Source organism: Rheinheimera sp., from assembly GCF_036568245.1.
Classification (GTDB): Bacteria; Pseudomonadota; Gammaproteobacteria; order Enterobacterales; family Alteromonadaceae; genus Alishewanella.
On the sequence record NZ_DATCSY010000365.1, the window covers coordinates 1 to 3241 of the forward strand.

The 3241-nt window shown below is 47.5% G+C and carries 4 protein-coding genes; 3 read left to right on the top strand and 1 reads right to left on the bottom strand.

Annotated features, from left to right (window positions below):
* Positions 1-1459 (top strand): glutamine--tRNA ligase (glnS, locus tag VIN66_RS16140; RefSeq protein WP_331924935.1); only part of this gene is annotated, 1459 nt, incomplete at its 5' end.
* A gap of 56 nt (positions 1460-1515) precedes the next feature.
* On the opposite strand, the gene VIN66_RS16145 is transcribed toward glnS, so the two are convergent.
* Positions 1516-1710 carry a DUF3185 family protein gene (locus VIN66_RS16145; RefSeq protein WP_134054509.1) on the bottom strand — a complete coding sequence of 65 codons (195 nt, stop codon included), beginning with the start codon at positions 1708-1710 and terminating at the stop codon, positions 1516-1518.
* A gap of 147 nt (positions 1711-1857) precedes the next feature.
* On the opposite strand from VIN66_RS16145, the gene VIN66_RS16150 reads away from it, so the two are divergent.
* Entirely contained in the window at positions 1858-2697 is an 840-nt protein-coding gene (locus VIN66_RS16150; RefSeq protein WP_331924936.1) for a hypothetical protein, read from the top strand.
* A 28-nt stretch (positions 2698-2725) separates the two neighbouring features.
* Positions 2726-3241 (top strand): LysE family translocator (locus tag VIN66_RS16155; RefSeq protein ID WP_331924937.1); only part of this gene is annotated, 516 nt, incomplete at its 3' end.

Here is a 3241-nt window from a genome sequence, read left to right on the forward strand (position 1 = left end):
TCCTGAAAAAGAGAATGTTGAATTTGTTAATTCGATTCAACAGGACGTCAACTGGTTAGGCTTTCAGTGGGACGGCGCTGTACGCTATTCATCCGATTACTTCGATGCACTTTATGGTTATGCTGTTGAGCTGATCAATAAAGGCTTAGCGTATGTTTGCTTTTTAAATGGCGAGCAAATGCGTGAGTACCGTGGCACCCTTACCCAACCTGGTATGCCAAGCCCGACACGTGATACCAGTCCGGCAGAAAATCTGGCACTGTTTGAAAAAATGCGCGCCGGCGGCTTCAAAGAAGGCGAGTGCTCGCTGCGCGCCAAAATTGATATGGCGTCCAGCTTTATGGTTATGCGCGATCCGGTGATTTACCGGGTGAAATTTGCCCACCACCATCAAACTGGCGATAAGTGGTGCATCTATCCGATGTACGATTTTACGCATTGTATTTCTGACGCTCTCGAAGGCATTACGCACTCGCTGTGTACGTTGGAGTTTCAGGATAACCGTCGTTTATATGACTGGATCCTGGATCACATTACTATCGCCTGTCACCCGCAGCAGATTGAGTTTTCACGCTTAAATCTGGAGTACGCAGTGATGAGCAAACGTAAATTGCAAACTCTGGTGGAACAACAGGTGGTAACAGGCTGGGATGATCCGCGGATGCCAACCATCGCAGGTCTGCGCCGTCGCGGCTATACACCTGCCGCGATACGCGAATTTGCCAAACGTATTGGCGTGACCAAGCAAGATAATGTGATTGAAATGAGTGCGCTGGAAGCTTGTATCCGGGAAGATTTAGATGCTGCAGCACCCCGTGCTATGGCCGTGCTGGATCCACTGAAAGTCACTATTACTAATTACCCGTCTGATGGCATCGAATGGGTTGAATCACCTAATCATCCGAAAGATGACACTATGGGTAGCCGTAAATTGCCGTTTGGCCCTGTCGTATACATTGACCGTGCTGATTTTCGTGAAGAGGCGAACAAGAAATATAAGCGTCTGGTGTTAAATGGCGATGTGCGCTTGCGCAATGCCTATGTTATTCATGCTTATGAAGTGATTAAAGACGCTGATGGCAACATTACGGAATTAAAGTGCAGCTACCTGCCGGAAACGCTGGGGGAAAACCCGGCAGACGGACGTAAAGTGCGTGGCGTTATTCATTGGGTAGAGGCGACCCATGCTGTGCCTGCTGAGTTTCGGGTGTATGACCGTTTATTCAGCGTGGCCAACCCTGCGGCAGAAGAAGATTTTCTGACCGTCGTAAACCCGCAGTCGTTGGTTATTAAGCATGGTTTGGTTGAACCATCTTTAACAAACGCGAAAGCCGAGCAGGCATATCAGTTTGAACGTGAGGGGTATTACTGCGCAGACAACCGCGACTCTCAAGCAGATAAGCTGGTGTTTAACCGCACTGTTGGTTTGCGTGACAGCTGGGGTAAGGAAGAAGAGTAAAGCTGCTGTTAGAGTAAATAAAAGGCCGCAACGCGGCCTTTTATTTTTTATGGCTGTTATTTTTTCAGCAAAATGCCAAGCCCGACAATAACGGCAACGGCGCCACCGACCAGAAACCAGATAGAATTATCGGTCGGATTACCTGTGACCATTTCAGTCACCTGAGATGCCGTGGAGTTGTATTCGGTATAGCCAAAATATAATAAAATTGCCCCCGCCACTAATACTGCCAAGCCTATAATTTTATTCATGTTATTCTCCGTTTTCTTGGGGTTGTATCGTTTTTATTTTTGCCGTATCACTTTTATAAAATAAATATCACTATTTGCACAACCATTTTCAGCCAGTCAGGCTGATACTGCTGGTTATAACATGGCATAGATACACGGTGATGCAAAGTGAAACCCTTGCTCTGGCTGTTTTTTTGTCTGTTTGGCTCAGTCTGTTATGCAGAGATAGTACGTTATCCAGCAGTGGCTGATGTAGAGGATTATCGTTCAGTCTATCCGTTAGCTCTGCTGGAGCTGGCGTTGGCGCGTTCCGGGCGTGAATATCAACTGCAAAGCTCGGCTGAGCGCATGTCTAAATCCCGTAGTATGATGTTTCTGAAAGAGCAATCTGAACTGGACATATTGTGGACCATGACGTCAGTAGAGCGGGAGCTGGATTTACTGCCGATCCGTATCCCAATCTTTAAAGGTCTGAGCGGCTACCGCGTGATGCTGATAAAGCAACAGCATCAAGCTAAGTTTGGCCGCAATGCCAGCGCAGCCCAGATTAAAAAGCTGGTGTATGCCCAGGGCCATGACTGGATTGACAGCAAAATACTGACTTTAAATGGCTTTTCGGTGATAGGTGCAGCGCACTACGATAATTTGTTCTCGATGCTGGAGAAAGGGCGGGTGGACGCTGTACCCCGTAATGCGCTGGAAATAGCTGACGAAGCACAGGTTCTAGCCCATCGAAGCATTGTAATAGAGAGTAACTGGGTGATTTATTACCCGACCGCGAGCTATTTTTTTGTTAACCCGGCGAATAAGCAATTGGCGAAAGATCTGGAAACAGGCCTGAGAAAGACGATTGCAGATGGCAGTTTTGAGCAACTGTTTCAACAGTTTTTTTCTGCTCATCTGACTGAACTCAAACTAAAAGAGCGTAATATTATCCACCTTAATAACCCTTTATTGCCGGCAGAAACGCCTGTTAATGAGCCACAGCTTTGGTATCATCAGCGCTAGATAATGGATACTTTGCAGTGGGACTTATATGGATTTGTTTTTAGCTGTACTGTTTTTTGCATTTTCGACCACCATTACGCCTGGCCCAAACAACGTTATGATCATGTCTTCCGGCATGAATTACGGTATTCGCGCCAGTCTGCCTCATCTCGCCGGGATCTGTCTGGGTTTTCCGCTGATGGTATTGCTGGTTGGGCTTGGCTTTGGCGTCGTATTTGAACGTTACCCGAATTTACATCAACTGATTAAAGTATTGGGGATTGCCTATCTCATCTGGTTGGCGTGGCGTATTGCTGCTGCTGAACCCAAGGCGATAGCACAAGGTAAAAGCAAACCGTTCAGCTTTATTCAGGCCGCCTTATTTCAGTGGGTAAATGGCAAGGCCTGGGTTATGGCCAGTGGTGCAGTGGCGGCATTTACCAGTGTAGGCGGCATCTACTGGATTGAAGTCAGTGTTATCACAGCTGCTTTTCTGGTGGTGGCATTTCCGTGTGTCGGTTTGTGGCTGGTATGCGGCTCGGCGCTGCGTAAGGTCCTGACGCAG